The organism is Rhizobium album, from assembly GCF_003122325.1.
Taxonomy (GTDB): Bacteria; Pseudomonadota; Alphaproteobacteria; order Rhizobiales; family Rhizobiaceae; genus Metarhizobium; species Metarhizobium album.
The window spans coordinates 165,186-189,988 of the sequence record NZ_QFBC01000007.1 but is presented as its reverse complement, the minus strand read 5'-3'; the positions used below and the strand labels follow the sequence as shown (position 1 = coordinate 189,988).

General features: G+C 63.0%; 24 protein-coding genes. 15 read left to right on the top strand and 9 right to left on the bottom strand.

Features of this window, described 5'->3' with window-relative positions; translation table 11 throughout:
* Nucleotide 1 precedes the first annotated feature (1 nt).
* Nucleotides 2-1,570: a signal recognition particle protein gene (gene ffh / locus DEM27_RS17140; protein ID WP_109459463.1), complete on the bottom strand. Its 1,569-nt coding sequence runs from the start codon at nucleotides 1,568-1,570 to the stop codon at nucleotides 2-4.
* Between the two features lie 331 nt (nucleotides 1,571-1,901).
* Between ffh and dapF the strand changes: the two genes are divergently transcribed.
* The 5 genes from dapF (at nucleotide 1,902) to DEM27_RS17115 (ending at nucleotide 7,036) form a co-directional block, all read left to right on the top strand.
* Nucleotides 1,902-2,807: a diaminopimelate epimerase gene (dapF, locus tag DEM27_RS17135; RefSeq protein WP_109459462.1), complete on the top strand. Its 906-nt coding sequence runs from the start codon at nucleotides 1,902-1,904 to the stop codon at nucleotides 2,805-2,807.
* A complete protein-coding gene (gene mtaB, locus DEM27_RS17130; RefSeq protein ID WP_109459461.1) occupies nucleotides 2,804-4,078 on the top strand; it encodes a tRNA (N(6)-L-threonylcarbamoyladenosine(37)-C(2))-methylthiotransferase MtaB in 1,275 nt (424 codons plus the stop codon). The genes dapF and mtaB overlap by 4 nt, the downstream gene beginning before the upstream one ends.
* Nucleotides 4,079-4,093: 15 nt before the next feature.
* Nucleotides 4,094-5,650 (top strand): signal recognition particle-docking protein FtsY, encoded by a 1,557-nt coding sequence (ftsY, locus tag DEM27_RS17125; protein WP_109459460.1) that lies wholly within the window; start codon nucleotides 4,094-4,096, stop codon nucleotides 5,648-5,650.
* Nucleotides 5,651-5,768: 118 nt separating this feature from the next.
* Nucleotides 5,769-6,446 carry a septation protein A gene (locus DEM27_RS17120; protein WP_109459459.1) on the top strand — a complete coding sequence of 226 codons (678 nt, stop codon included), beginning with the start codon at nucleotides 5,769-5,771 and terminating at the stop codon, nucleotides 6,444-6,446.
* Nucleotides 6,443-7,036 (top strand): DUF2585 domain-containing protein, encoded by a 594-nt coding sequence (locus tag DEM27_RS17115; RefSeq protein ID WP_109459458.1) that lies wholly within the window; start codon nucleotides 6,443-6,445, stop codon nucleotides 7,034-7,036. The genes DEM27_RS17120 and DEM27_RS17115 overlap by 4 nt, the downstream gene beginning before the upstream one ends.
* Nucleotide 7,037: 1 nt before the next feature.
* On the opposite strand, the gene DEM27_RS17110 is transcribed toward DEM27_RS17115, so the two are convergent.
* The 5 genes from DEM27_RS17110 to ccmA all read right to left on the bottom strand — a co-directional run bounded on the left by DEM27_RS17110 (nucleotide 7,038) and on the right by ccmA (nucleotide 10,263).
* Entirely contained in the window at nucleotides 7,038-7,628 is a 591-nt protein-coding gene (locus DEM27_RS17110; protein ID WP_109459457.1) for a DsbE family thiol:disulfide interchange protein, read from the bottom strand.
* On the bottom strand, nucleotides 7,625-7,798 hold the full coding sequence (gene ccmD / locus DEM27_RS17105; protein ID WP_109459456.1) for a heme exporter protein CcmD: 174 nt from the start codon (nucleotides 7,796-7,798) through the stop codon (nucleotides 7,625-7,627). The genes DEM27_RS17110 and ccmD overlap by 4 nt, the downstream gene beginning before the upstream one ends.
* 4 nt (nucleotides 7,799-7,802) lie before the next feature.
* Nucleotides 7,803-8,564 (bottom strand): heme ABC transporter permease, encoded by a 762-nt coding sequence (locus DEM27_RS17100; RefSeq protein ID WP_109459455.1) that lies wholly within the window; start codon nucleotides 8,562-8,564, stop codon nucleotides 7,803-7,805.
* A gap of 45 nt (nucleotides 8,565-8,609) precedes the next feature.
* Nucleotides 8,610-9,269 (bottom strand): heme exporter protein CcmB, encoded by a 660-nt coding sequence (ccmB, locus tag DEM27_RS17095; RefSeq protein WP_109459454.1) that lies wholly within the window; start codon nucleotides 9,267-9,269, stop codon nucleotides 8,610-8,612.
* Between the two features lie 346 nt (nucleotides 9,270-9,615).
* Entirely contained in the window at nucleotides 9,616-10,263 is a 648-nt protein-coding gene (ccmA, locus tag DEM27_RS17090) for a heme ABC exporter ATP-binding protein CcmA (protein WP_109459453.1), read from the bottom strand.
* A 272-nt stretch (nucleotides 10,264-10,535) separates the two neighbouring features.
* On the opposite strand from ccmA, the gene acnA reads away from it, so the two are divergent.
* The 3 genes from acnA to DEM27_RS17075 all read left to right on the top strand — a co-directional run bounded on the left by acnA (nucleotide 10,536) and on the right by DEM27_RS17075 (nucleotide 14,902).
* A complete protein-coding gene (gene acnA / locus DEM27_RS17085; RefSeq protein ID WP_109459452.1) occupies nucleotides 10,536-13,229 on the top strand; it encodes an aconitate hydratase AcnA in 2,694 nt (897 codons plus the stop codon).
* A gap of 261 nt (nucleotides 13,230-13,490) precedes the next feature.
* Nucleotides 13,491-14,234, top strand: coding sequence for a DUF1223 domain-containing protein (locus tag DEM27_RS17080; protein ID WP_109459451.1), 744 nt, complete (start codon nucleotides 13,491-13,493; stop codon nucleotides 14,232-14,234).
* Between the two features lie 266 nt (nucleotides 14,235-14,500).
* Nucleotides 14,501-14,902 carry a DUF2794 domain-containing protein gene (locus DEM27_RS17075; protein WP_109459450.1) on the top strand — a complete coding sequence of 134 codons (402 nt, stop codon included), beginning with the start codon at nucleotides 14,501-14,503 and terminating at the stop codon, nucleotides 14,900-14,902.
* 137 nt (nucleotides 14,903-15,039) lie between these two features.
* On the opposite strand, the gene DEM27_RS17070 is transcribed toward DEM27_RS17075, so the two are convergent.
* The 3 genes from DEM27_RS17070 to DEM27_RS17060 all read right to left on the bottom strand — a co-directional run bounded on the left by DEM27_RS17070 (nucleotide 15,040) and on the right by DEM27_RS17060 (nucleotide 19,226).
* A complete protein-coding gene (locus DEM27_RS17070; RefSeq protein ID WP_109459449.1) occupies nucleotides 15,040-15,777 on the bottom strand; it encodes a Bax inhibitor-1/YccA family protein in 738 nt (245 codons plus the stop codon).
* A gap of 192 nt (nucleotides 15,778-15,969) precedes the next feature.
* On the bottom strand, nucleotides 15,970-18,519 hold the full coding sequence (locus tag DEM27_RS17065) for an ABC transporter permease (protein ID WP_109459448.1): 2,550 nt from the start codon (nucleotides 18,517-18,519) through the stop codon (nucleotides 15,970-15,972).
* Nucleotides 18,516-19,226 carry an ABC transporter ATP-binding protein gene (locus tag DEM27_RS17060; protein ID WP_109459447.1) on the bottom strand — a complete coding sequence of 237 codons (711 nt, stop codon included), beginning with the start codon at nucleotides 19,224-19,226 and terminating at the stop codon, nucleotides 18,516-18,518. Before DEM27_RS17060 ends, DEM27_RS17065 begins: the two co-directional genes overlap by 4 nt.
* A gap of 87 nt (nucleotides 19,227-19,313) precedes the next feature.
* Between DEM27_RS17060 and DEM27_RS17055 the strand changes: the two genes are divergently transcribed.
* The 7 genes from DEM27_RS17055 (at nucleotide 19,314) to DEM27_RS17025 (ending at nucleotide 24,742) form a co-directional block, all read left to right on the top strand.
* The gene (locus DEM27_RS17055; protein ID WP_109459446.1) at nucleotides 19,314-19,967 is read left to right on the top strand and encodes an arylesterase; all 654 of its coding nucleotides are present in this window, start codon (nucleotides 19,314-19,316) and stop codon (nucleotides 19,965-19,967) included.
* Nucleotides 19,968-20,032: 65 nt separating this feature from the next.
* Entirely contained in the window at nucleotides 20,033-20,623 is a 591-nt protein-coding gene (gene thpR / locus DEM27_RS17050) for an RNA 2',3'-cyclic phosphodiesterase (protein WP_109459445.1), read from the top strand.
* Nucleotides 20,624-20,679: 56 nt separating this feature from the next.
* Nucleotides 20,680-20,985, top strand: coding sequence for a 4a-hydroxytetrahydrobiopterin dehydratase (locus tag DEM27_RS17045; RefSeq protein WP_109459444.1), 306 nt, complete (start codon nucleotides 20,680-20,682; stop codon nucleotides 20,983-20,985).
* Between the two features lie 22 nt (nucleotides 20,986-21,007).
* Nucleotides 21,008-21,418 (top strand): YkvA family protein, encoded by a 411-nt coding sequence (locus tag DEM27_RS17040; RefSeq protein ID WP_109459443.1) that lies wholly within the window; start codon nucleotides 21,008-21,010, stop codon nucleotides 21,416-21,418.
* Nucleotides 21,419-21,720: 302 nt separating this feature from the next.
* Nucleotides 21,721-22,224 carry an invasion associated locus B family protein gene (locus DEM27_RS17035; RefSeq protein WP_109459442.1) on the top strand — a complete coding sequence of 168 codons (504 nt, stop codon included), beginning with the start codon at nucleotides 21,721-21,723 and terminating at the stop codon, nucleotides 22,222-22,224.
* Nucleotides 22,225-22,455: 231 nt separating this feature from the next.
* Nucleotides 22,456-23,697 (top strand): dual-specificity RNA methyltransferase RlmN, encoded by a 1,242-nt coding sequence (gene rlmN / locus DEM27_RS17030; RefSeq protein ID WP_109459563.1) that lies wholly within the window; start codon nucleotides 22,456-22,458, stop codon nucleotides 23,695-23,697.
* A gap of 91 nt (nucleotides 23,698-23,788) precedes the next feature.
* The gene (locus tag DEM27_RS17025; RefSeq protein WP_109459441.1) at nucleotides 23,789-24,742 is read left to right on the top strand and encodes an ABC transporter substrate-binding protein; all 954 of its coding nucleotides are present in this window, start codon (nucleotides 23,789-23,791) and stop codon (nucleotides 24,740-24,742) included.
* Nucleotides 24,743-24,803: the final 61 nt, after the last annotated feature.

Sequence of the window (24,803 nt, the reverse complement as noted above, 5' to 3'; positions counted from 1 at the left end):
CTCACTTCTTCTTCGGCAGGCCGGGAAGACCGGGGAAACCACCGCCGAGACCCGGAAGCTTCGCACCGCCGAGGCCGGGCATGCCGCTGCCGAGACCGGGCAGGCCGCCAGGTTTGCCGAGGCCGGCGGCTTCCGCCTGCTTCTGCAAGGCTTCCAGCTGCTTCGGATCGAGGCTCGACAGGTCGGGCATGCCTCCCATGCCCCCCATGCCGCCAAGACCCATCTTCGAGGCCAGGCCGCCCATCATCTGCTTCATCATGCCGCCTTTGCCCTTGCCCCCCATCATCTTCATCATGTCGGCCATCTGCCGGTGCATCTTCAGAAGCTTGTTGATGTCGGAGGCATCGGTGCCGGAGCCGGCGGCGATGCGTTTCTTGCGCGAATGCTTGAGCAGGTCGGGGTTGGACCGCTCGGCCTTGGTCATCGAGGAGATGATGGCGAGCTGGCGCTTGAACACCTTGTCGTCCAGGCCGGCGGCGGCCATCTTGTCCTTCATGCCCGACATGCCGGGCATCATGCCCATGATGCCGCCCATGCCGCCCATCTTCTGCATCTGGCCGATCTGGTCGGCGAGGTCGTTCAGGTCGAACTTGCCCTTGGCCATCTTAGCGGCCATGGCCGCCGCCTTTTCGGCGTCGATGTTTTCGGCGGCCTTCTCGACCAGCGAGACGATGTCGCCCATGCCGAGGATACGGTCGGCGATGCGGCGGGGGTGGAATTCCTCCAGCTCGCCCATCTTTTCGCCGACGCCGATCAGCTTGATCGGCTTGCCGGTGACGGCACGCATCGAAAGGGCCGCACCGCCGCGGCCGTCGCCGTCCATGCGGGTGAGCACCAGGCCGGTGATGCCGACGCGTTCGTCGAAGTTGCGGGCGAGGTTGACGGCGTCCTGGCCGGTGAGGCTGTCGGCGACGAGCAGGATCTCGTGCGGATTGGACTTCTTCTTGATGTCCGCCATCTCGACCATCAGCGGCTCGTCGATATGCGTACGGCCGGCGGTGTCGAGGATGACGATGTCGTGGCCACCGAGCCTGGCCGCCTGCACGGCGCGTGCGGCGATATCGGTCGGCGACTGGCCGGCGATCACCGGCAGCGTGTCGACGCCGGTCTGGACGCCCAGCTGGCGCAGCTGCTCCTGCGCGGCCGGACGGCGCGTGTCGAGCGATGCCATCAGCACCTTCTTGCGATCGCGCGTCTTCATCCGGTTGGCGATCTTCGCCGTCGTCGTCGTCTTGCCCGAGCCCTGCAAGCCGACCATCATGATGACGACCGGGGCCGGCGCATTGAGGTCGATGCTTTCGCCCTCGGAGCCGAGCATCTCGATCAGCTCGTCATGGACGATCTTGACGACCATTTGGCCGGGCTTGATCGACTTCAGCACTTCGGCGCCGACGGCCTTTTCGCGCACACGGTCGGTGAATGAGCGAACGACTTCCAGCGCCACGTCGGCTTCGAGCAGCGCGCGGCGAACCTCCCGCAGGGCGGCGGAAACATCGGCTTCCGACAGCGCGCCACGGCCGGTCAGTCCATTCAGGATGGAACCAAGACGGTCCTGGAGGTTCTCAAACATTAGCTCTTCCTTCTTCGTTTCAAGATCACCTGAAACGTCGGTATATCGCTTGACGAAAACAAGACGCAAAGCCAAAAAGCACCCGAGGGCGCATCGCGCTGTCGGGTGTTGACCTCCGGGATCTCTTTATACCTTCACGGGTCCCGGTCGGCGGCTCGGAGTGCTTGTCTCGTCGCAGATTTGCCGCGATTAACAGCAAAATCCCGGCAAAGTCAAGGATTCAATCCTTCCGATCTGCTTTTCGGTCGGCAACGACGCCTGTCCGTGCCCCGTACCACTGGTAATTCGGCGAGGATTCGGCCATATAGCCCGGAGAACAAGGACTGAATCCATGAGTTATACGGTCGAATTCGCGAAGATGAACGGGCTTGGCAACAAGATCCTGGTGGTCGATATGCGTGGCCGGAAAGACAAGGTGACCCCGGAAGCGGCGATCGCGCTGAATGCCGACCCCGCCACCCAGTTCGACCAGATCATGGCGGTCTATGATCCCAAGGCGGATGGCACGGATGCCTGGATCGACATCCTGAATTGTGATGGCTCCAAGGCGCAGGCCTGCGGCAACGGCACGCGCTGCGTCGTGCAGGCGCTCGCCGCCGAGACCGGCAAGAAGACCTTTACCTTCCAGACGGTGGCCGGCATCCTCAATGCCGTCGAGCATGCGGACGGCACGATTTCCGTCGACATGGGCAAGCCGGTGTTTGCCTGGGACCGCATTCCGCTGGCGGAGGAATTTTACGATACCAGCCGCATCGAGTTGCAGATCGGCCCGATCGACAATCCGGTGCTGCATTCGCCCTCAGTCATGTCGATGGGCAATCCGCATGCCGTCTTCTGGGTCGACCAGGACGTGATGTCCTATGATCTGCACCGTTTCGGCCCGCTGCTCGAAAACCATCCGATGTTTCCGGAAAAAGCCAATATCACGCTGGCTCAGGTCACCTCGCCGTCGTCGCTGACCACCCGCACCTGGGAGCGCGGCGCCGGGCTGACGCTCGCCTGCGGTTCGGCCGCCTGCGCGTCGGGTGTTTCCGCCGCCCGCACCGGCCGCACCGGGCGCAATGTCACCATCACCGTCGCCAGCAGCCCGAACCGCGGCAGCCTCACCATCGAATGGCGCGAGCGCGACGACCATGTGATCATGACCGGCCCGGCGGAATGGGAATGGTCCGGCACGCTCGATCCTTCGACCGGCGCCTGGGCGCGCGAAACGGAAGCGGGGGCCAAGGCGCAGTGAGCGGCGTCGAGGTCATCACCTTCGGCTGTCGTCTGAACACCTACGAATCCGAAGTCATGCGGGCGCAGGCGGAAAAGGCCGGGCTCAACAATGCGGTGCTGGTCAATACCTGTGCCGTCACCGGCGAGGCCGTGCGCCAGGCGCGCCAGGCCATTCGCCGCGCACGGCGTGAAAATCCGCATGCCCGCATTATTGTCACCGGCTGTGCCGCCCAGGTGGAGAAGGATAGCTTCGCCGCAATGCCCGAGGTGGATGCGGTGCTTGGCAACGAGGAGAAGTTGGCCTCCGCCTCCTACCGCGCCCTGCCGGATTTCGGCGTTTCGGCCGAAGAGAAGCTGCGCGTCAACGATATCATGAGCGTGCGCCACACGGCGCCGCAGATGGTGAGACACATCGACGGCCATGTGCGCGCCTTCATCCAGGTGCAGAACGGCTGCGACCACCGCTGCACCTTCTGCATCATTCCGTATGGCCGCGGCAATTCCCGCTCGGTGCCGATGGGCGCCGTCGTCGACCAGGCGCGAAAACTGGTCGAGGGCGGTTATAGCGAGATCGTGCTGACCGGCGTCGATGCCACCAGCTACGGCGGAGACCTGCCGGGCGGGCCGAGCCTCGGCCTGCTGGCGAAAACCCTGCTGAAGCATGTGCCGGATATTCGCCGGCTCAGATTGTCGTCGATCGACAGCATCGAGGCCGACCGGCACCTCTTCGACCTGATCGCCGAGGAGCCGCGCTTCATGCCGCATCTGCACCTGTCGCTGCAGCATGGCGACGACATGATCCTGAAACGCATGAAGCGGCGCCATGCCCGCGCCGACGCTTTGCGTTTTATCGAGGATGTGCGGCGGCTGCGGCCGGACATGAGTTTTGGCGCGGATATGATCGCCGGTTTCCCGACCGAAACCGACGCCATGTTTGACAATGCCGCCTCGATGGCGCGCGAGGCGGGCATCGCCTTCCTGCACGTCTTCCCTTACAGCCCCCGGCCCGGAACGCCGGCGGCGCGCATGCCGCAACTCGACCGGGCGCTGGTGAAGGAGCGGGCGGCACGGCTGCGGGCGGTGGGCACGGACCTCCACAATGCCCATCTCGATGCGATGGTCGGCAGCGAGCAGATATTGCTGGTTGAAAACAACGGGCTTGCGCATACGGAAAATTTCACGCTTGTGGGCGCGGCGGGGCTGAAGCCGCGCGACCTTGTGCCGGTCGTCATCACCGGCCACAATGGCAAGCACCTCGATATGCAATTGAAGGCGGCGCAGGCGGCCTGACGTCACGGATCATTCATGGCCCTCGGTTTCATCAAAAAAGTCTTTACCTTCGGCAAGGAAAAGCCGGTCGAGCAGGCGCCTCCGTCTCCTTTCGCGCTGACGCCCGAAGAAAAGACCGCAATCGCGGCGGAGACCGAGCCGCATGCGCGCAAGGAGGATCTGCCGGTATCACCGGCAGATCCGGTGGCGCCGGAAGTCATGGACACGGCCGGCGGCCCGTCCGACGACGGGGTGGAGGAAGATCCGCCGCTGCTGCCGGCTGTCGACCAGATCGGCGATCTCGGCGTGACACCTCTGTCATTGCTGCAGGCGGAAGCGGCCGTCGAGGCGGTTGAGGACGTCGCCGCTGCCGAACCGTCATTCGACCAGGCGCTTCGCGATGCAGGGGAAGAGGATCGCCGGGGAGATTCTGGTGACGGTCCCGTCCAGGCTGTCGCTGTTGCCGGCGACGAAACGCTGGTGGAAGCCGCCCGTGATGCCGACAGCGTCGCGGCGCCCGAGCCCGTGGATGAGCCGGCTGCGCATCCTGTCGGGGCAATTTCCGACGAAGCGGAAGAGGTGCAAGTAACCGGCCGCGCCGATCCGGCCTTGCCCAAAGGTTTTTCCACCGGTCCGGCCGTCATTGAGCCGCTGCCGGTCGCGCCGCAGGCAAAACTTTCCTGGTTCCAGCGCCTGCGCCAGGGACTTTCGCGCACCTCCTCGCAGCTGACCGGCCAGATCGCCGCGCTGTTCACCAAGCGCAAGCTCGACGAGCAGACGCTGCAGGATCTCGAAGACCTGCTGATACAGGCCGATCTCGGCGTCGAGACGGCGATGCGTGTTACCGATACGCTGTCTTCCGAGCGCTACGGCAAGGATGTCACCGGCGAGGATGTCAGCCGCATCATGGCATCGGAAATCACCAAGGTGCTGACGCCGGTCGCCAAGCCGCTGCAACTCGATCTCAACCACAAGCCGCATGTCATCCTCGTCGTCGGCGTCAACGGTACCGGCAAGACGACGACCATCGGCAAGCTGGCGGCAAAACTCTCCGGCGCCGGGCTGAAGGTCATGCTGGCCGCCGGCGACACGTTCCGCGCAGCCGCCATCGAGCAGTTGAAGATCTGGGCCGACCGCACCCAATCGGAATTCATCGGCACCAAGCTCGGCGCCGATGCTGCCGGCCTCGCTTACGATGCCTTCGAGCAGGCAAAGGCGAAAAAATGCGACGTGCTGATCATCGATACCGCCGGCCGGCTGCAGAACAAGGCCGAGCTGATGGCCGAGCTTGAAAAGATCGTCCGCGTGCTCGGCAAGCTCGATCCCGACGCGCCGCACACGGTGCTGCAGACGCTCGACGCCACCACCGGCCAGAACGCGCTGTCGCAGGTGGAAATCTTCCGCAACGTCGCCGGCGTCAATGGCCTGATCATGACCAAGCTCGACGGCACGGCGCGCGGCGGTATTCTCGTCGCCATCTCGGCGAAGCACAAATTGCCGGTCTATTTCATCGGTATCGGCGAGGGCGTCGACGATCTCGAACCGTTCGAGGCCAACGATTTCGCGCGGGCGATTGCAGGCATCGCGCAATGATGTCACAGATTGGCCACGGATAAGGGGCAAAGGCCGCGCCTTCATCAGCAAGTCCGGCACCAGGCGGAACGCGGTTCGGCGTCCGGCATTGCGAAGAGAAAAACAGGGTTCCGAAACGATGACGACCACGCAAAGCGAAAATGCCCCGAGCCGCGCCGAGCGGCAGCATCCGATGCTGAAGCTGGCGCTGGAGCTTGGCCCGCTGCTCGTCTTCTTCTTCGGCAACCTGCGCGGCGAGTGGCTGGCGAAAACCTTTCCGGAACTGTCGGCGATCGGCGGCCCGCTGCTGATCGCCACGGCGCTGTTCATGGTGGCGACGGTGATCTCGCTGGTCATTTCCAAGATCGTCTTCCGCCACCTGCCGGTGATGCCTTTCGTTTCGGGCGTGGTGGTTCTGGTCTTCGGTTCGCTGTCGATCTGGCTGCAGGACGAAACCTTCATCAAGATGAAGCCGACCATCGTCAACACGCTGTTCGGCGTCGTGCTGCTCGGCGGCCTGTTGTTCGGCAAGTCGCTGCTGGGCTATGTCTTCAACGCCGCCTTCCAGCTCGACGACGACGGCTGGCGCAAGCTGACGCTGCGCTGGGGCATCTTCTTCCTGTTCCTGGCGGTGCTGAACGAAGTCGTCTGGCGCGGCGCCAACTGGTATTACCTGCCCGACAAGGACATGGCCGATTATCTCTGGGTCAATTTTAAAGTCTGGGGCACCATGCCGATCACCATTCTCTTCACTCTGGCGCAGATGCCGCTGATCATGCGCCACACGGTCGATGCCGTGGCGGAAGGTGAGAATTGACAGTCGCCGGGCAGGCCGAGGCTGCCGGAGGCCAATCGGCGCGCTACTGGCTTTTCGCCGGCTTTTGCGTGTTTCTCGTGCAGATCCTGGCCGAATACTGGATGGGCCGGCTGCCGATCTGTGAATGCGGCTACGTCAAGCTCTGGGAAGGCACGGTCAATTCCAGCGGCAATTCGCAGCACCTGTCCGACTGGTACACGCCGTCGCACATCATCCACGGCTTCCTGTTCTACGGATTGGGTTTCCTGGTTCTGCGCCGCAAGCCGCTGGCGGCAAAGCTGCTTCTGGCGCTCGTCATCGAATCCGCCTGGGAAATCCTCGAAAACTCGCCGATCATTATAGATCGTTACCGCACGGCGACGATCTCACTCGATTATTATGGCGACAGCATCCTGAATTCGGCGATGGACACGGTGTTCATGACGCTCGGCTTCTTTTTTGCCGCGCGCGCCCCGGTGTGGGTGACGGTCGTCATCGCCATCTTCTTCGAGATTTTTACCGGCTGGATCATCCGCGACAACCTGACGCTCAACGTCATCATGCTGGTCTGGCCGCTGGAAGCGATCAAGACCTGGCAAAGCGGGCTCTGATTTATTTGACAGCCAGCGCCTTTTCGATCGCCGGATACAGGCCCTCCTGCACGCTCTTGTCGTCGAAGGGGCCGACGCGCTTGTAGAGGATCGTGCCGTCGGCGGCGACCAGGTAGGATTCCGGAATGCCGTAGACGCCCCAGTCGATCGCCGCCTTGCCGTTGGGATCGACGCCGATGGCGGCATAGGGGTTGCCGAGTTCGCCGAGGAAGCGCAGGGCGTTTTCCTGCCGGTCCTTGTAGTTGATGCCGACGATGGTGATGCGGCTGTCCTTTGCCAGCTCCTTGAGGATCGGGTGTTCCTGCCGGCAGGGCACGCACCACGAGGCGAAGACGTTGACCAGCGACAGCTTGCCCTTGACGGCGGCATCGGTCAGCGCCGGCACGTTGGCGCCTTCGAGCGCCGCCAGGTTCAGCACCGGGGCCTTTGTGCCGATCAGCGCCGAGGGGATCTCGGAAATATCCTTGCCGGAGCCGAGTTGCATCAGGAACACGGCGGCAAGGCCGGTGAAGACAATCAGCGGCAGGAGCGCCAGCAGAATGCGCAGTCCACGCCGCGGCGGCGGGGCTTTTTCCTCGATATCGCTGCTCATGATTTTGTCTCGTCGGCGGGTTTGGCCGAGCGCCGGCGAATGCCCGACGCTTCCAGCGTCCGCAGTTCCTGCTGGCGGGCGCGGCCATCGAGCCAGGTCCAGCCGATAAGACAGCCGATGATGATCACCGTGACGACATAGGAGGCATAGACGTAGAAGGCGTGGCTCATCCGCTCATGCCTCCCGCGCGGCCATGCGGGCGGCAAGCCGGCGCTGGGCGCTGACCCGGCGGCGCAGGATCTCGTTGCGCATCGCCGCCAGGTGCAACGTGAAGAACAACACGGTGAAGGCAACGGCCATGACCAGCAGCGGCCGTAAAAACTCCGGATCGATGGTCGGGCCGTCCAGCCTTACGACGCTGGCCGGCTGGTGCAGCGTATTCCACCATTCGACGGAAAATTTTATGATCGGAATATTGACGAAACCGACGAGGATCAGCACGGCGCTGACGCGGGCGGCCTTCGACGGATCGTCCATGGCGCGGTTCAGCGCGATCAGGCCGAGATACATCAGGAACAGCACAAAAACCGAGGTCAGCCGCGCATCCCACACCCACCAGGTGCCCCACATCGGCTTGCCCCACAGGGAGCCGGTGATCAGCGCGATCAGCGTGAAGCCGGCGCCGAGCGGTGCCGCGGTCTTGGCGGAGACATCGGCAAGCGGATGGCGCCAGACCAGCGTGCCGATCGCCGAGGCCGCCATGACGGTGTAACACATCATCGACAGCCAGGCTGCCGGCACATGCACATACATGATCCGTACCGTCTCGCCCTGCTGATAATCGCCTTCGGCGGCAAAGCCGAGATAGAGGCCGAGCGCAAAAAGCAGCACGGTGGTGCCTGCCATCCACGGCAGCAGGCGGGCGACCAGTGTCAGGAACCGGGTCGGATTGGCAAGATCGCTGAATTTGGTGATGGCCAGGCTGTTTTCGCTCATGCCGGATGTTTAGCCTGATATCGCGCAGGCTGCAATTGATCTCGGTCACTCCGCGCTGTTGCGCAGCGCCAGCGCCGCCGCCGCGGGACCGAGAGCGGCAAAGAACAGGGTGATGGCGACGAGAATCAGGAAGGGCGGCATAAACGGCGCCGGCTCCTGGACGGCGGCATAGGTGGCGCTGACGCCGAAGATCAGCACCGGAACCGTCAGCGGCAGGACGAGGATCGACACCAGCAGCCCACCGCGCGGCAAAACCACCGCCACCGCTGCTCCGACGGCGCCGATGAAGGTGATCGCCGGCGAACCGACGATCAGCGTCAGCATCACGGCAGCGATCGCCGTCTCGTCCATGTTCATGAACAGGCCGAGCAGGGGGGATGCGATCACCAGCGGCAGGCTGGTTCCCACCCAGTGGGCCAGGCATTTGACGGCGACGGTCAGCACCAGCGGCGTCTCGTGCATCAGGAGGAGATCGAGCGAGCCGTCCTCGCGCTCGGCCTGGAACAGCCGGTCGAGGCCGAGAAGGGCGGACAGCAGCGCGCCGATCCAGACGATCGCCGGGCCGATGCGAGCGAGCAGATTGAGGTCCGGCCCGACGCCGAAGGGAATGACGGCAACGATGGTCATGAAGAACAATACGCCGATGAGGGCGCCGCCGCCGGCACGGATCGACAGTTTCAGGTCGCGGAGGAAGAGGGCGATCAACGGCCGGCCCTCCCAGGTGTGCTCGTTATCTCGACCGTCTTCCCGGAAAAGGAGAAAGGGGACAGTATAAATGCGAGAAGCGGTGCCGCTCGTCCCCTTCTCCCCTCGGGGAGAAGGGGGCCCGAAGGGTCGGATGAGGGGGGGGCGAAAAGGGCAGGTTTTGCCGTGTAGCACCCCCACATTCCCCTGCCGGGACCTTCTCCCCGTGGGGGAGAAGAGGTCAAGCCGGATCGTCTCATCCCATCTTCGAGCGTACTGGACAGAGCAACAAGAAGGCCGTCAAGCCGGATAAGGGTTTGTAAAGGCAAACGGGAGGGCATGAATGGGTCGGTCGGATGGCTGGCTTTCACGCCCATACCTCCGCGTCCACCCCGGCAAAGCCGGTCATGCGCAATTGCTGCGCGCCTTCCAGCCCGAGCGGCTGGTGCGTGGCGGCAAGCGCGATGCCGCCGGCCGCGAGGTGGCGGGTGACGAGGTCGGCGAACATCCGGTCGGCGCTGGCGTCGAGGGCGGCGGTCGGTTCGTCGAGGATCCAGATCGGCCGGTAGGCGACGAGCAGCTTGGCAATGGCGAATCGCCGCTGCTGGCCGGCGGAAAGATATCCGAACGGCAGGTGGGTGATGCCGCCGAGGCCGACGGTGTCGGCGGCGTCTTCGATCGTCATTGCGCTTCCTCCGGGCGCGTCGCCGAGAAAGACCTGCCAGAAACGCAGGTTTTCACCCACGGTCAGTTCCTTTTTCATGGCGTTGCGATGGCCGAGATAATGGCTGAATTCGCCGGGCCGGCTGCCGGATTCGACCCCTTCGCCGGCAATTGAGACATGGCCGGTTTCCGCGGGCAGAAGCCCGGCAATGACGCGCAGCAGCGTCGATTTTCCCGAGCCGTTCGGACCGGTCAGAACCAGCGCTTCACCTCTGCCTAAGCGAAAGGAAACATTCACGAATATCAGGTCTTCACCGCGCCGCGCGGCAAGGCTTTCGGCGGTCAGAAGCATGCCTCGTCGCTTTCGTTAGGATTTTAGTCATTGCGTTGCAAAAAATGTCCCAAACCGGCTCTCTGTGGTCTGGAACCTTTCTTAGAAATTATCTATAAGACTTGCAACCACGCCAGCGGTCGGCGTGATCTTCATCCTTCCGCCGAACTTCGGGGATTGCGGGCAGCAGTTCCCACGTGCGGACAGCGGAAATGGCCGTACCCGCATCCTGATGTGCATGAAGTGCATGGGCGTTCGCACGACTGTGTTGGCAATCAGAAACGGGGTCTCTCGTGTCTCAATCTCTCGACAGTTTCAATTGTCGTTCCACGCTCACGGTGGACGGCAAGGACTATGTCTATTTCAGCCTGCCGAAAGCGGAAGCCAATGGCCTCGCCGGCGTTTCCAAGCTCCCCTATTCGATGAAGGTGCTGCTGGAGAACCTGCTCCGAAACGAAGACGGCCGCTCGGTCACCAAGTCCGACATCGAAAACATTGCCGGCTGGCTGGTCGACAAGGGCACCGCTGAAAACGAAATCGCCTATCGCCCGGCCCGCGTGCTGATGCAGGACTTCACCGGCGTTCCTGCCGTCGTCGACCTGGCGGCCATGCGTGACGGCATCAAGGCGCTCGGCGGCGATCCGGAAAAGATCAACCCGCTCGTTCCCGTCGATCTCGTCATCGACCACTCGGTCATCGTCGACGAGTTCGGCACGCCGAACGCCTTTGCCCGCAACGTCGAGCTCGAATATGAGCGCAACGGCGAGCGTTACCGCTTCCTGAAGTGGGGCCAGCAGGCATTCAAGAATTTTCGCGTGGTTCCCCCGGGGACGGGCATCTGTCACCAGGTCAACCTCGAATATCTCGGCCAGACCGTCTGGACCAAGGAAGAGGACGGCGAAACCGTCGCTTATCCCGACACCTGCGTCGGCACCGATTCGCACACCACGATGATCAACGGCCTCGGCGTGCTGGGCTGGGGCGTCGGCGGTATCGAAGCCGAAGCGGCCATGCTCGGCCAGCCGGTCTCGATGCTGCTGCCCGAAGTCATCGGCTTCAAGCTCACCGGCAAGGTCAAGGAAGGCGTCACGGCGACCGACCTGGTTCTGACCGTCGTGCAGATGCTGCGCAAGAAGGGCGTCGTTTCGAAGTTCGTCGAATTCTTCGGCCCCGGCCTCGATTCGATGTCGCTCGCCGACCGCGCCACCATCGGCAACATGGGTCCGGAATACGGCGCCACCTGCGGCTTCTTCCCGGTCGACGGCGAAACCATCAACTACCTCACCATGTCCGGCCGCAAGACCGACCGCATCGCGCTGGTCGAAGCCTATTCGAAGGCGCAGGGCATGTGGCGCGAGGGCGACGGCTCCGACCTCGTCTTCACCGACACGCTGGAACTCGACCTCGGCGACGTCGTGCCGTCGATGGCCGGCCCGAAGCGTCCGGAAGGCCGCCTGCCGCTCGAAACCATCGCGCCGAACTTCGCGACGGCGCTCGAAAACGACTACAAGAAGCCCGGCCAGCTGACCAACCGGTATGCCGTCGAAGGCGAAGACTTCGATCTCGGCCATGGCGACGTGGCGATCGCCGCCATCACCTCGTGCACCAACACCTCCAACCCGTCGGTGCTGATCGCTGCCGGCCTGCTCGCCCGCAATGCGGTCGCCAAGGGGCTGAAGTCGGCGCCGTGGGTGAAGACGTCGCTGGCGCCGGGAAGCCAGGTCGTCGGCGAATACCTTGCCAAGTCCGGCCTGCAGGCCGACCTCGACAAGCTCGGCTTCAACCTCGTCGGTTTCGGCTGCACCACCTGCATCGGCAACTCCGGCCCGCTGCCGGCGCCGATCTCGAAGACGATCAACGACAAGGGCCTGATCACCGCGGGCGTCCTGTCGGGCAACCGCAACTTCGAAGGCCGCATCTCGCCGGACGTCCAGGCGAACTACCTCGCCTCGCCGCCGCTGGTCGTCGCCTACGCGCTGGCCGGCACGGTGCAGAAGGACCTGACCACGGAGCCGATCGGCAACGACCGGGACGGCAACCCGGTCTATCTCAAGGACATCTGGCCGACGTCGCACGAGATCCAGGAATTCATCCTGAAATACGTCACGCGCGAACTGTACGAAACCAAGTATGCCGACGTGTTCAAGGGCGACGCAAACTGGCAGGCCGTTCAGGTTCCCGCCGGTCAGACCTATGCCTGGGACGACAAGTCGACCTACGTGCAGAACCCGCCCTACTTCGTCGGCATGGGCAAGACCGGTTCGGGCCTGAAGAACATCAAGGGCGCCCGCGTCCTCGGTCTCTTCGGCGACAAGATCACCACCGACCACATTTCGCCGGCCGGTTCGATCAAGGCGGCCTCGCCTGCGGGCGCCTACCTTACCGATAACGGTGTCGCCGTCGCCGACTTCAACCAGTACGGCACGCGCCGCGGCAACCATGAAGTGATGATGCGCGGCACCTTCGCCAACATCCGCATCCGCAACCACATGCTCGGCCCGAACGGCAAGGAAGGTGGCTTCACCATCCACTATCCGTCGAAGGAAGAGATGTCGATCTACGATGCGGCCATGAAGTACAAGGCCGAAGGCGTTCCGCTCGTCATCTTCGCCGGCGTTGAATATGGCAACGGCTCGTCGCGTGACTGGGCGGCCAAGGGCACCAACCTGCTCGGCGTCCGCGCCGTCATCGCCCAGTCCTTCGAGCGTATCCACCGCTCGAACCTGGTGGGCATGGGTGTCGTTCCCTTCGTCTTCGAGGAAGGCACGACCTGGGCGAGCCTCGGTCTCAAGGGCGACGAGATCGTCGAGATCGACGGCCTCGAAGGCGACATCAAGCCGCGCGAGAAGAAGGTGGCCAGGATCACCTATGCCGACGGCAGCGTTAAGGACGTTCCGATCCTTTGCCGCATCGATACCCTCGACGAGGTGACGTATATGAACAATGGCGGCATCCTGCAGACGGTTCTGCGCGACCTCGCAGCCTGAGTTTTCGGGAAGAAAATTTCGCCTTTTGCTGCCGGGGAGGAAACTTCCCGGCAGATTTGTTTCATATGTGCAGTATCACCCCATCGTGACTTCCCGTTGATGGAGCAACGTTGTAGTTCTACCGCCAACATCGGGCCATGGCCCGTCCGGTCGCATAAGCGGGGTGGCTTTGCGGATCGGAAACGATTTTGCTTTATGACCGACGTTTGAAGCATTGCCGCTCCAGCCGGGCGGCGATGTTCTGGAAAGAGGTGTGGACTGATGCCCGTTGTGCGTTTCGTTTCCTGTCTGGTGCTCGGCGTCACGGTGACGGTGCCGATCTGCGCCGAGGAAGCGGTAAAGCCCAAGGGCGTGGTCGAGTTGTTTACCTCGCAGGGCTGTTCCTCCTGCCCGCCGGCTGACGCGGCGCTGGAGAAACTGATCCGGCAGGGCGACGTCGTGGCGATCGCCTATCACGTCGATTACTGGAACTATCTCGGCTGGAAGGACACGATGAGTTCCAAGGAAAATACCGAGCGGCAATATGCCTATGCCCGCACGCTCGGCCGCGCCAACGTCTATACGCCGCAGGTGATCGTCAATGGTCGCGCCCATATGAAGGGAACTGACCTGCAGGCGATCAACGCAAAGCTCGACAGCCTGAAATCCGCCGGTGACGGCCTTAGCGTCGGTGTCGAGGCGTCTCTGCGCGGGGACGAACTGGAAATCAATATCGGTCCCGGCACCGGCAAGGCCAATGTCGTCATCGCCTATTTCGACAAGCAGCAGGTCATCAAGGTCGACAAGGGCGAGAATACCGGCCGGGAAATCACCTACTGGCATACGGTGACCGACGTGCAGACGGTCGGCATGTGGGAAGGCATGCCGCTGCGCATCGTTCTTCCCGCCAATGTCATCGGCAACGACCGGCGCGACGGCTGCGCCATCCTGCTGCAATCGGCCACCGGCAAAGGCGACCCGTCCGCTATCTACGGCGCAACCATGCTGACAGCGCCATCGCACTGAGGGGTTTGCTGTTTCCCGAAAGCGCATTCGGCCCGGCACCGTTGGGGATGGGGCAGGGGTTGACGGTGCCGGGCCGGGCCTGAAAGCGGACGGACCTCGCCGCCACGGAAGGCATCATTCCAACAAAATTGGGCATGGGTTTGTTCGGAATGCGGCATATCGCCTCATCTCGTGCGTTGCGTCGTGCCTTCCCCAGGCTTGCATTTTGGTAAAGCTGAGGCACACTGTCATGGCGCTGTTACATTCACAGGGATCGAGGAGTGTCCATGACTGATCAGCCGGATTTGTCCCGCGGCGAAAACAGATCTATCGACAGTTCCAGTTCCGATGTCATCGACCTTCGCGAATATCGGCAAAATCTCGATCCCTTGCCGGTGACCTTCCACCGCCGTGAGCTGGATGCCATCCTGTGGATCTACGGCCGTATGGTCGGCGAAGGCGAATGGCGTGACTATGCCATTGATCATACGAAGGAAAAGGCGATCTTTTCCGTCTTCAAGCGCTCCGGCGAAATGCCGCTCTACCGCATCGAAAAAAATCCGAAGCTGGCGGCCAAGCAGGGAGCCTTTTCCGTCGTCAACACCGGCGGCATGGTGTTGAAGCGCGGGCACGATCTTTCCCAGGTTCTCAAGGTTTTCGACAAGGTGCTGAAACTGGTCGAAACGTGAGGCGTCGGCCGATTCGCCGTCTCAGGGCATGGACCGGGCTGCGGGGATGATAATCCCTCCTATTACCGCTTCTCCCGCAGGTCATGAAAAAAGGCGGCCCGTGAGGACCGCCTTGCTTGTCTTCATATCCGTTCCGCTTAGTTGTTGCGGTTGCCGAACAGCTGCAGCAGGAACAGGAAGAGATTGATGAAGTCGAGGTAGAGCTGCAGGGCGCCCATGATCGCCTTGCGGCCCATCACGGAAACGTCGTCCTGGTCGAAATACATCTCCTTGATCCGCTGCGTGTCGTAGGCGGTCAGGCCGGCGAAGACCAGCACGCCGATCACCGAGATGGCGAACTGCACGGCAGACGACTGCAGGAAGATGTTTACGATCGAGGCGATGATCAGGCCGAACAGGCCCATGATCAGGAACGAACCCATGCCCGACAGGCTGCGCTTGGTCGTATAACCGTAGAGCGACAGTCCGCCGAAGGCGGCAGCGGTGATGAAGAACGTCTGCACGATGCTCTGGCCGGTATAGACCAGGAAGATCGACGACAGCGACAGGCCCATCAGCGCGGCATAGATCCAGAACGTCGTCTGGGCAGCGGCGACGGACATCTTGTGGATGCGGTAGCTCAGGAAGAACACCAGGCCGACCGGAGCGAGCATGACCACCCACTTCAGCGGCGAGACGAAGATCAGCTGGGCAAAGGCAGGGTTCGAAACCGCCAGCGCAAAGGTGCCGTAGGCGGCGGCGCCGGTGATCGCCAGGCCAAGCGCCATCAGGTTGTAGACCTTGAGCATATAGGCGCGCAGGCCCTCATCAATCAGTGCACCGGATTGCGCGCCCGAATAGGTCGACCGGTTCTGGTAGTTACGAAGATCAGCCATTGTTTCCTCTTACGAAAGCTCCGGAGAATTTACGGTGTCGGGATATCCCGGGCGCCGCTGCGAAGCCTCAGCATGCCTGAGAAGAATATGATGTGACTTTGTGTTGCTTACAAGGCCCAGCCCGACGGAAATGCCGGCGCGGCGGCCGCGGGATGCGGATTTACGGTAGTTGGTTAACAGACGGGCGCCCGCTTACAGTTCGCGCAGCACGGGCGCCGCCTTCTGCCCCAGGACCCGCCAGGTTCCAGCCAGGCCGATGCCAACCGTCATCACCAGCGCGATGACAAGCGTCGTCACGGCGACATCGGCGAGGAAAACGGAGGGTAGTTTCATGATCCTGCTCACCACGTACCAGGCGGAGACGCCGCCGGCAAACAGCGCGAACACCGCCGTCGCCAGGCCGAGGATCATGTATTCGTAGGAGAAAGCGCGGATCAGCATGGCGCGGGTTGCACCAAGCGTCTTCAGGATCACCGCGTCGTGGGTACGTGCCCGGTTGCCGGCGGCGAGCGCGCCGGCGAGCACCAGCACCGAGGCGACCAGCGCCACGGCGGCAGCGGCGCGGATGGCGGTCGCCAGCTGTCCGACCAGCTTGTCGACGATCTCCAGCGCATCCTTGACGCGGACGCTGGTGATCGTCGGATAGGCGTTGGTCACGGCTTTCAGGATGGCTGCCTCCTGTGCCGGCGTGGCCGTCGCATCCGTCAGCGTCGCCAGCCAGGCATGCGGCGCGCCCTTGAAGGTGTTCGGCGAAAAGACCATGACGAAATTGATCGACAGCGATTCCCATTCCACCTGGCGCAGGTTGGCGATGCGAGCGGTGAGGCTGCGGCCGAGAACGTTGACGGTGACGGTGTCGCCGATCTTCAGGCCGAGTTCGCCCGCCTCCTCTGCGGAGAAGGAGACGAGGGGCTCGCCGTCGTAGTCCGGCGCCCACCATTCGCCGGCGGTCAGCTTGGCGTTTTCGGGCAGGGCCTCGGAATAGGTGATGCCGCGGTCGCCGCGCAGCACCCAGCGGCCGTTCGGCGGCACGTCCATCTTGGTGACGTCCTGGCCGTTGAAGGCGAGGATGCGGCCGCGCAGCATCGGCACTTCGGTGATCTTGCCCTCCGGCGCCTGCTGGCTCACGATCCGGCGGAAACCCTCGACCTCGCTGCCCTGGATGTCGACGAAGAAGAAGTTCGGCGCCCGCTCCGGCAGGTTGCCGGTGAGTTCACGCCGAAGATTGCCGTCGATCAGCGTCAGCGTCACGAGCAGCGCAAGCCCCAGCCCGAGCGACAGCACCACGGAGGAGGTCAGCGCGCCGGGCCGGTGGATGTTGCCGATCGCCAGCCTGAGTGCCGGCGAATTGACGCGCGGGCTGCGCCGGGCAATCGCCGCCACCAGCACGGCGACGAGCCGCAGCAGCACGAAACCGAAGGCGACGGCGGCAAGGAAAACGGCGGCGACGAAGCGGTCGAAGGCGGTCAGGATCACCAGCGCGGCAAGGGCGGCGAGAATGATGCCTGTCGCCAGCAGATAGGGCCAGGAGGGCAGGCGGGTCGGCTCGAAGCCCTGCTCGCGAAACAGCGCGGTCGCCGGTACTTCGCGGGCATGGCCGAGCGGCAGGATGGCAAACGCAAGCGTCGTCAGCAGGCCGAACAGGGCGGCGAGTGCCAGCGGCCCGGGATAGATCGCCGGTGCTGCCGAAATCGGCAGGAAGCCGGCCAGGAACGGCGCCACCGCCATCGGTGCCAGCGCGCCGACAACGAGGCCGATGCCGATGCCGGCCAGCGCGATCAGCAGGATCTGGAACAGGTAGATCGCCACCACCACGAAGGCCGGTGCGCCAAGGCACTTGAAGGTGGCGATGGTGGTGCGTTTGGAATCGAGGAAGGCGCGCACGGCATTGGCGACACCGACGCCGCCGACGATCAGCGCGGTCAGGCCCACCAGCGTCAGGAACTGCGAAAACCGGGTGACGTTGTCGCTGAGCGCCGGGGCGGCTCGGTCGCTGGCACGGATCGACCAGCCGGCATCGGGGAATTTTTGCGCGGCGTCCTGCTGGATGCCGGCCGCCGGCGGCGAGCCGGCTTTCAGGCGAACCTTGTAGACGTGTTCGACGAGGCTGCCGGTCTGCATCAGGCCGGAGGCGGTCAGCGCCTCGCGGCTGACGATCAGCCGCGGTGCAAAACCGAAACCTTCCGAAATGGCGTCGGGCTCGCTCTTGACGGTGGCGGCGATCGCCAGCCGCGCATTGCCAAGCAGGACCTCGTCGCCCACCTTGAGGCCAAGTCGGTCGAGCAGCAACGGTGCGGCAACGGCGCCGTAGCGGCCGTCTTCGTGCCGTGCCAGCAGCGGCCACAGGGCGCCGCCCTCATTGGTCTCGAAGGTGCCGTAGAGCGGATAGATGTCATCGACAGCCTTGACCTCCACCAGTCCCTGATCGGCACCTCCGGGCAGGCGGGCCATGGAACGCAGGCCGGTCGAAATCGCCACATCGCCGAGGCTCTGGACGTAGGCGAGTTCCTGCGGCGTCGCCTCGCGGTTGTTGAGTTCGAAGCGCACGTCGGCGGCGAGCAGGGTGCGGCCTTCCGAAGCGATGGAATCGGTGATCGATCTCGAAACCGAGTTCACCGCCGCGATCGCCGCCGTTCCGAGCGCGATGCAGGCGAGGAAGATGTAAAAACCCGAAAGGCCGCCGCGCAGTTCGCGCAAGGCCAGCCGGAAAGCGAGGCACAGGCGGGAGCGCAGCGAAGTCATGCGAAGGCCGCTTGTTCGGCCGGCTGGTTGCGGCTGTCGCCGGCGATCTCGCCGGAGCGCACGCGGATCTGCCGCGAGCAGCGGGCGGCCAGCGATATGTCGTGGGTAACGAGCACCAGCGTCATGCCGCGCTCCTGCTGCTTGGAAAACAAGAGATCGGCGATCTGTCGTCCGGTTTCCGTATCGAGGTTGCCGGTCGGCTCGTCGGCGATCAGCACTGCCGGCGACGGCGCGAGTGCCCGGGCGATGGCGACTCGCTGCTGCTCGCCCCCCGAGAGCTGGCCGGGATAGTGGCTCAGCCGTTCGCCGAGGCCGACCGATTGCAGCTCGCGCCGGGCGATGTCGAACGGGTTGCGCACATTCGCCAGTTCCAGCGGCACGGCGACGTTTTCCAGCGCCGTCATGTTGGCGATCAGGTGGAAGGACTGGAAGACGATGCCGATGTTGCGGCCGCGGAAATCGGCCAGCGCATCCTCGCCCAGCCTGTGCAGCGGCGTGTTGCGGATGTGGATTTCACCCCTATCCAGCCGCTCCAGGCCGGCCAGCACCATCAGCAGCGTCGATTTGCCGGAGCCGGAAGGGCCAACGATGCCGACGGCCTCGCCCTCATCGATGCTGAGATCCATGCTCTTGAGCACATGGACCGAAGCGGCGTCGCGGCCCAGGGTCAGATCGGCTTTCTTCAGCTCGATGATGGTTTTTGTCAAAAGAAACGTTTCCTATATGGATGAGGGGAAGAACGAAGAACGCTACGAGCGGGCCGGCATGGTCTCCGCCAATTTAGGAAAAGGGTCATGAGATTTAAAGCCAGGCGCATTCAATTCATCGTCATCATGCTGGCCATGGTTTTTGCCGTCGCCGGCACGCCGGCTGCGGCCCGCACGCTCCAGCTGGTCGGTTTCGGCGACAGCCTGATGGCCGGCTACCAGCTGCCGCCCAACGATGCCTATCCCGCCCGCCTGGAAGCTGCCATGAAGGCGCAAGGCGTCGATATCGCCATCACCAATGCCGGCGTTTCCGGCGACACCACCTCCGCGGGCCTGGCGCGCGTCGACTGGTCGGTGCCGGACGGAACGGACGGCGTCATCCTCGAACTCGGCGCCAACGACGCGCTGCGCGGCATTCCGCCCGAGCAGACGGAAAAGAATCTCGACGCGATCATTAGCCGGCTCAAGGAGCGAGGAATTGCCGTGCTGCTCGCCGGCATGCTGGCGCCGCCGAACATGGGCGGCGATTATGCGGCGAAGTTCGATCCGATCTATACGCGGCTTGCGGAAAAGCATGGCGTGCCGCTCTATCCGCTGTTCATCGATGGAGTGGTGACCCAGGCGAAGCTGCAGCTCGAAGACGGCATGCATCCCAATGCCGATGGCGTCGGCGTCATGGTCGAACGGTCGTTGCCGGTCGTTAAGGCTTTCGTGGATATGATCTCGTCGGGAACAAAATAGGGGTTGCGCCGATTTTCATTGCGTGATTCGCTGTGAGCATCTGCACAAGATTCGGGGAGCTCGCCATGCCGAGACTGTTTACCGCCCTCGAAATTCCGCGCAATGCGGCGATGAGCCTTTCTCTTTTGCGCGGAGGCCTTCCCGGAGCACGCTGGATCGATGTGGAGAACTACCACATCACCTTGCGCTTCATCGGCGACGTCGACGGACGCACCGCAGACGAGGTCGTCGATCGGCTCGACCGCATCGACCGGCCGGAATTCCAGCTCGCCATCAACGGTATCGGCTCGTTTGGCGGCAAGAAACCGCATTCGGTGTGGGCGGGTGTTTCGCCGGCTCCGGAAATGTTTGCGCTGCAGGCGGAAATCGAGCGGATCTGCCAGCGCATCGGCCTGCCGCCGGACCCGCGCAAGTTTACCCCGCATGTGACGCTGGCGCGGCTGAAGTCGTCGCGTGTCGATGACGTCGTGCATTACCTCGCCGGCCGCGGCGATTTCCATACGGTGCCCTTCACCGTCTGCCGCTTCGTCCTTCTTTCGTCGCGCGATTCTGTGGGTGGCGGACCTTACCTCACAGAGGAAGTGTTCCAGCTGCGTGAGGCGCCCGCCGCTTCCGGCACGGTCAGCCAGCGCATCGAGGAAAAGAGCTTTATCTAGGCGGTTCCGAACCCGTCTTGTTTGCCGTATCCTGTTTCTGTCTTCAGGAGGATGCGATGAAACAGGAAAAGCTGAGTTCCGCTGCGATTGCCGAAAAGCTCGGCACCGTTCCCGGCTGGGCTTTGCGGGATGATGGTGGTGCGATCACCCGCAGCTTCAAGTTCCGCAATTTTGCCGAGGCTTTCGGTTTCATGACCGAGATGGCGCTTGCGGCGGAAAAGCTCGACCACCATCCCGAATGGTTCAACGTCTATGCGCGTGTCGATGTCACGCTCAACACCCACTCGGTCAAAGGTTTGAGCGACCTCGATTTCAAGCTGGCATCGTTGATGGACAAGGCGGCGGCGCGGCGGGCCGATTGAATTTCCGGGCACCGCTCCCCATATGGATTGCGCAGACCCTGGAGGCGCGAGCGTGACGACGGACGACATCAAATTTGGTGAAATTCTCCTGCCCGGCGACGAGAAGACGCAGGAAAGGCGGGAGCAGACGGTCAAGGCGAAGTTCTGGCCGAAATTTCGTCGCGCCGTGCGCCATATCCCCTTCGGACGAGACGTGGTGGCGAGTTTTTATTGCGCCATCGATCCGCAGACGCCGACGCGGGTGCGCGGAATCCTGCTGGCGGCACTCGGCTATTTCATCATGCCGGCGGACCTTGTGCCGGACATTCTGGCCGTGGTCGGCTTTTCCGACGACATCGCCGTGCTGAGTACGGCGCTGGCGATGATCCGCGGCCATATTCATGAACGGCACTACCAGTCCGCCGACCGGGCGCTGGCCGACCGGCCGGAGTGACGAAAGTCTCAACTCGTCGTGATCGGCAGGGGAACGGTTGCCCGTCCGACAAACTCTTGCCCGATTCTTTGTGTCATAAATCCCTCGGGATGCGTGCCTTCCGGGTCAAATTCAGCCGATACGTCCAGAAATCGACCAAAACGGCCGGTCTTCGACCCGGAGCGGCACATTTCCAACGGCTTTCTCTTCCTTGTTGACGGTTTGGTAACCTGAATTAAGTCAAAACGAATGAGATCATGAGCACGTTTAGCCTGGCCGCTTCGTCGGCCGGCGATTGATGGCAATAAAACCGGCAGGAAAACATGTTCGTAAGAAGTTTCACAACCGCACTTATCCTGATTTTGGCCAGCGCTGGCGTTGCCTCTGCTCAATCTCCGACCCGGATCCAGCAGTTCAAGGCCTGGGGCGCCTATTCCTACAAATCGGGCAACAGCAATGTCTGTTACGTTCTGTCCGTGCCGACCGCGAAGGAGCCGGCGAACGTCGATCACGGCGATATCTTCTTCATCGTGTCGCAGCGGCCGGGGCAGAATATCTCCTACGAGCCGCAGGCTATGATGGGCTACGTCATGAAGGAGAATTCCAAGGTCAACGTTACGATCGACAACAAGACCTTCGTGATGTTCGTCAAGGAGCGCGCGGCCTGGGTCGAGAATGCCGCCGAAGAACCGGCGCTCGTCATGGCCATGAAGACCGGCAAGTCGATGACGGTCAAGGCGACCTCCCGCAAGGGCACTGTCACCAGCTACGCTTATTCCCTGCAGGGCATTTCGGCGGCCCTGAAGCAGATCGAGAGCTGCAAATAAGCTTTTTGCCCGAGAAACCTTGAGGTGGAGGCTGGTCGTTGACCGGCCTTTACTGTTTTTGCAGCCGGTGGGTGACGCGCCCGCAATTTAATGCTAAAGCGCAGCCAATCTGGGCGAACGCCTCCTGGCCGTCAAGCGGCCCGTCCGCCCCATCTTCTTTTCATTCAGCCTGTGCTTGCCGGATCGATGTCTCGGCGGGGTGCAGCTATTGAGACCCTGGGATTGTTCGACATGGATGCCACTGAAACGACGATCGACCGTGCGCCGGCGAAGGCGCCGCCGCCGCTCCGGCCCGCCGATTTCGCCGTAAAACCGTCGCTGATCGGCCTGACGCGCGAGGATATGGCCGAGGCGCTGAAGGAAAAGGGCATTCCGGAAAAGCAGGTGCGCATGCGCGTCAGCCAGATCTGGCACTGGCTCTATATCCGCGGCGTCTCCGATTTCGATGCGATGACCAACGTCGCCAAGGACATGCGCGAAATGCTGAAGAAGCATTTCACCATTGCCCGCCCCGAAATCGTCGAGGAGCAGGTCTCCAATGACGGCACGCGCAAGTGGCTGTTGCGTTTCCCGCCGCGCGGCGCCGGCCGGCCTGTGGAGGTCGAGACCGTCTATATTCCGGAAGAGGGCCGCGGCACGCTGTGCATCTCCAGCCAGGTCGGCTGTTCGCTCACCTGTTCCTTCTGCCACACCGGCACACAGAAGCTGGTGCGCAACCTGACGGCGGAAGAAATTCTCTCGCAGTTGCTGCTCGCCCGCGACCGGCTCGGCGATTTCCCGGACCGCGATACGCCGCAGGGCGCGATCATCCCGGCCGAAGGCCGCAAGATCACCAACATCGTCATGATGGGCATGGGCGAACCGCTCTACAATTTCGAACCGGTGAAGACGGCGCTGCTGATCGCCTCGGATGGCGACGGCCTGTCGCTATCGAAGCGCCGCATCACCCTGTCGACCTCCGGCGTCGTGCCGGAAATCTATCGCACCGGCGAGGAGATCGGCGTCATGCTGGCGATCTCGCTGCATGCGGTGCGCGACGACCTGCGCGACATGCTGGTGCCGATCAACAAGAAATATCCGCTGAAGGACCTGATCGAGGCCTGCCGCGCCTATCCCGGCCTGTCGAATGCCCGGCGCATCACCTTCGAATATGTGATGCTGAAGGATGTCAACGACAGCCTGGAGGACGCCAAGGGCCTGATCCAGTTGCTGAAAGGCATTCCGGCGAAGATCAACCTGATTCCGTTCAATCCGTGGCCGGGCACCAACTACCAGTGTTCCGACTGGGCGACGATCGAGAAATTCGCCGATTTCATCAATGCCGCCGGTTACGCTTCGCCGATCCGCACACCGCGCGGCCGCGATATCCTCGCCGCCTGCGGTCAGCTGAAGTCGGAATCCGAACGGATGCGCAAGACGGAACGCCTGGCCTTCGAGGCGATGATGATCGCCAACCATGGCGAAGACGACTGATCAACAAGTTTGATCGTTCAAGAACCGGCGAGAGATTGATTTTTAGGCAAGTCTTACCTACAACGCCTAAAATTTACTCTCGGAGGTCATCATGCGTTCAATCCTGCTCGCTTTTGCCGCAAGCGTGGCGTTCATCCTGCCCGCCAGCGCGGAAAACGTCACCGTTGCCGTCACGGCGATCGTCGAACATCCGGCACTCGATGCCGCCCGCGACGGCGTCAAGGAAGCGCTGGAGGCTGCCGGCTACAAGGAAGGCGAAAACCTGACCTTCGTCTACCAGTCCGCCCAGGGCAATCCGGCCACCGCGGCGCAGATCGCCCGCCAGTTCGTCGGTGATGCGCCCAGCGTCATCGTTCCGATCTCTACGCCGTCGGCGCAGGCGGTCGTTTCCGCCACCCGCGATATCCCGGTGGTTTTCACTGCCGTCTCCGATCCGCTCGGCGCGCAGCTCGTCAAGGACATGGACAAGCCGGGCGGCAACGTCACCGGCCTGTCCGACATGTCGCCGGTTGCCGAGCATGTGGCGCTGATCAAGGAAATCCTGCCGAACGTCAAGACGATCGGCTACCTCTACAATTCCGGCGAAGCCAATTCGGTATCGCTGCTCGCCGTCCTGAAGGCCGAAGCCGAAAAGGCCGGCCTGACCGTGGTCGAATCCGCCGCCACCAAGTCGGCCGAAGTGCAGGGCGCTGCCCGCGCGCTGGTCGGCCGTGCCGATGCCATCTATATCCCGACCGACAACACGATCATCTCGGCGCTCGAAGGCGCGGTTGCCGTTGCCGAGGAAGCCAAGCTGCCGCTGTTCACCGCCGATACGGATTCGGTTTCGCGTGGTTCGATCGCCGCTCTCGGCTTCAACTACCATGATGTCGGCAAGCAGACCGGCGAAGTGGTCGTGCGTATCCTCAAGGGTGAAAATCCGGGCGATATCGCCGTGAAGGTTGCCGCCGGCAGCGATCTGGTCATCAACAAGACCGCCGCTTCCAAGATGGGCGTCACCCTGCCGGAAAGCGTCGTCAAGCGCGCCACCCGCACCATCGAATAAGGCGGCACTTCCCGCCATCCTGTTTGCCAATGCCGGCCGCCCTCATGACAATGAGGGCGGT

What these genes read in the sequence shown, in the direction of transcription:
- DEM27_RS17040 (WP_109459443.1), top strand. Translation starts at nt 21,008, where the DNA reads ATGGATTGCGCAGACCCTGGAGGCGCGAGCGTGACGACGGACGACATC.
- DEM27_RS17120 (WP_109459459.1), top strand. Translation starts at nt 5,769, where the DNA reads ATGACGACCACGCAAAGCGAAAATGCCCCGAGCCGCGCCGAGCGGCAG.
- DEM27_RS17025 (WP_109459441.1), top strand. Translation starts at nt 23,789, where the DNA reads ATGCGTTCAATCCTGCTCGCTTTTGCCGCAAGCGTGGCGTTCATCCTG.
- DEM27_RS17070 (WP_109459449.1), bottom strand. Translation starts at nt 15,777, where the DNA reads ATGGCTGATCTTCGTAACTACCAGAACCGGTCGACCTATTCGGGCGCG.
- rlmN (WP_109459563.1), top strand. Translation starts at nt 22,456, where the DNA reads ATGGATGCCACTGAAACGACGATCGACCGTGCGCCGGCGAAGGCGCCG.
- dapF (WP_109459462.1), top strand. Translation starts at nt 1,902, where the DNA reads ATGAGTTATACGGTCGAATTCGCGAAGATGAACGGGCTTGGCAACAAG.
- DEM27_RS17045 (WP_109459444.1), top strand. Translation starts at nt 20,680, where the DNA reads ATGAAACAGGAAAAGCTGAGTTCCGCTGCGATTGCCGAAAAGCTCGGC.
- ffh (WP_109459463.1), bottom strand. Translation starts at nt 1,570, where the DNA reads ATGTTTGAGAACCTCCAGGACCGTCTTGGTTCCATCCTGAATGGACTG.
- DEM27_RS17110 (WP_109459457.1), bottom strand. Translation starts at nt 7,628, where the DNA reads ATGAGCAGCGATATCGAGGAAAAAGCCCCGCCGCCGCGGCGTGGACTG.
- DEM27_RS17080 (WP_109459451.1), top strand. Translation starts at nt 13,491, where the DNA reads ATGCCCGTTGTGCGTTTCGTTTCCTGTCTGGTGCTCGGCGTCACGGTG.
- thpR (WP_109459445.1), top strand. Translation starts at nt 20,033, where the DNA reads ATGCCGAGACTGTTTACCGCCCTCGAAATTCCGCGCAATGCGGCGATG.
- DEM27_RS17075 (WP_109459450.1), top strand. Translation starts at nt 14,501, where the DNA reads ATGACTGATCAGCCGGATTTGTCCCGCGGCGAAAACAGATCTATCGAC.
- ccmA (WP_109459453.1), bottom strand. Translation starts at nt 10,263, where the DNA reads ATGCTTCTGACCGCCGAAAGCCTTGCCGCGCGGCGCGGTGAAGACCTG.
- DEM27_RS17035 (WP_109459442.1), top strand. Translation starts at nt 21,721, where the DNA reads ATGTTCGTAAGAAGTTTCACAACCGCACTTATCCTGATTTTGGCCAGC.
- DEM27_RS17055 (WP_109459446.1), top strand. Translation starts at nt 19,314, where the DNA reads ATGAGATTTAAAGCCAGGCGCATTCAATTCATCGTCATCATGCTGGCC.
- DEM27_RS17100 (WP_109459455.1), bottom strand. Translation starts at nt 8,564, where the DNA reads ATGAGCGAAAACAGCCTGGCCATCACCAAATTCAGCGATCTTGCCAAT.
- ftsY (WP_109459460.1), top strand. Translation starts at nt 4,094, where the DNA reads ATGGCCCTCGGTTTCATCAAAAAAGTCTTTACCTTCGGCAAGGAAAAG.
- DEM27_RS17065 (WP_109459448.1), bottom strand. Translation starts at nt 18,519, where the DNA reads ATGACTTCGCTGCGCTCCCGCCTGTGCCTCGCTTTCCGGCTGGCCTTG.
- ccmD (WP_109459456.1), bottom strand. Translation starts at nt 7,798, where the DNA reads ATGAGCCACGCCTTCTACGTCTATGCCTCCTATGTCGTCACGGTGATC.